The following is a 1,862-nucleotide window of genomic DNA, read 5'->3' on the forward strand; positions in this document are numbered from 1 at the left end:
GTCGGCACCGGCCCGCCCCGCTGCGCCGGCCGCCGCCACTGCCCCGGCGACCACCGGCACGGGCACCTCCACTCCCGCCCCGGTCCGCGGACGCACCGAGAAGCTCTCCCGGCTGCGCGCCCTGGTCGCCAAGCGCATGGTCGAGTCGCTGCAGATCAGCGCCCAGCTCACCACCGTCGTCGAGGTGGACGTCACCCGCATCGCGCGGCTGCGGGACCGGGCCAAGGCCGGTTTCCAGGCCCGCGAGGGGCTGAAGCTGACGTTCCTGCCGTTCTTCGCGTTGGCGGCCTGCGAGGCGCTGCGCGAGTTCCCGCAGCTCAACGCCAGCCTCGACGTCGAGGCTGGGACGGTCACCTACCACGGCGAGGAGAACCTCGGCATCGCCGTGGACTCCGAGCGCGGCCTGGTCGTGCCGGTCGTCCACAACGCCGGTGACCTCAACCTCACCGGGCTCGCCCGCAAGATCGACGAGCTGGCCAGCCGGACCCGGGCCAACAAGATCTCCCCGGACGAGCTCGGCGGGGGGACTTTCACCCTCACGAACACCGGCAGCCGGGGCGCCCTGTTCGACACGCCGATCATCAACCAGCCGCAGGTCGGCATCCTCGGCACGGGAATCGTGACCAAGAAGCCCGCCGTCATCGACGACCCCGAGCTCGGCGAGATCATCGCCGTCCGGTCGGCGGTGTACCTGTCGCTGACCTACGACCACCGCATCGTCGACGGGGCCGACGCCGCCCGCTTCCTGACGTTCATCAAGCGGCGGCTCGAAGAGGGCACCTTCGAGGCCGACCTGGGCCTGTAGGCAGTCCCGCGCCAGCGCACTGCCCTGCCGAGAGGACTCCCCCCGCCAGGGGAGTCCTCCACCGCGGGCCGGTCGGGCGCCTCGCGTTCGGGGCGACGGCCGGCCACGATGGTCCATCATGCGCATCGTTGTGACCGGAGCCTCGGGCCTGATCGGTTCGGCCCTCGTCCCCGCCCTTCGCGAGGACGGCCACACCGTGACCGCCCTGGTCCGGCGAACGCCCCGCACCGGCGGCGAGATCCAGTGGGATCCCGCCGCCGGTCGGCTCGACCCGGCGGCGCTCGCCGGCACCGACGCCGCCTTCCACCTCGCCGGCGCAGGCATCGGCGACCACCGCTGGACCGACGACTACAAGCGCCTGCTCCGCGACAGCCGGATCGCCGGCACCGATCTACTCGCCCGCGCCCTCGCCGCCCTCACGCCACCCCCGCGGGTGTTCCTCACCGGCAGCGCCATCGGCTGGTACGGCACCTCGGCGGGCGGCGACGCCGGCCCACTCGACGAGAGCGCCCCCGCCGGCGCGGGGTTCCTCGCCCGGCTCGTCGAGGACTGGGAGGCAGCGGCCACGCCCGCCCGCGAGGCCGACATCCGGGTCGTCACGCTGCGAACCGGGGTCGTGCTCTCCCGCCACGGGGGAAGTCTCGGCCGCCAACTCCCGCTGTTCCGTCTGGGACTCGGGGGCCGGCTGGGTTCCGGCCGCCAGTGGCTGAGCTGGATCAGCCGCGTCGACCAGGTGGCCGCGTTGCGCCTGCTGCTCGCCGAGGACTCTGTCGCCGGGCCGGTCAACCTGGTCGCGCCCGGCCCCGTCACCAACGCCGCCTTCACCACGGCGCTCGCCTCTGCCCTGCACCGCCCGGCGTTCGCGGCGGTGCCCCGCCTCGCCCTGCGCGCAGCCCTCGGTGAGTTCGCCGACGAGGGTGTCCTCGCCTCCCAGCGGCTGGCCCCCACCGTCCTCGCCGCGGCAGGCTTCCGCTTCACTCATCCCGACATCGACACCGCCCTGCGGGCGATCCTCACCGACGGCGCCTGACTCACCGGCACCCCGACACCCCGACAC

At 74.0% G+C, this 1,862-nt stretch carries 2 protein-coding genes; both read left to right on the top strand.

Features of this window, described 5'->3' with window-relative positions; all coding sequences use genetic code 11:
- The coding region (locus NBZ83_RS31905; protein ID WP_261576482.1) for a 2-oxo acid dehydrogenase subunit E2 at positions 1 to 805 on the top strand (805 nt) is incomplete at its 5' end.
- Positions 806 to 923: 118 nt separating this feature from the next.
- Positions 924 to 1,835, top strand: coding sequence for a TIGR01777 family oxidoreductase (locus tag NBZ83_RS31910; protein ID WP_261568501.1), 912 nt, complete (start codon positions 924 to 926; stop codon positions 1,833 to 1,835).
- Positions 1,836 to 1,862 lie beyond the last annotated feature (27 nt).

The sequence above is a fragment of the Frankia gtarii genome, from assembly GCF_025403375.1.
Taxonomy (GTDB): Bacteria; Actinomycetota; Actinomycetes; order Frankiales; family Frankiaceae; genus Frankia; species Frankia gtarii.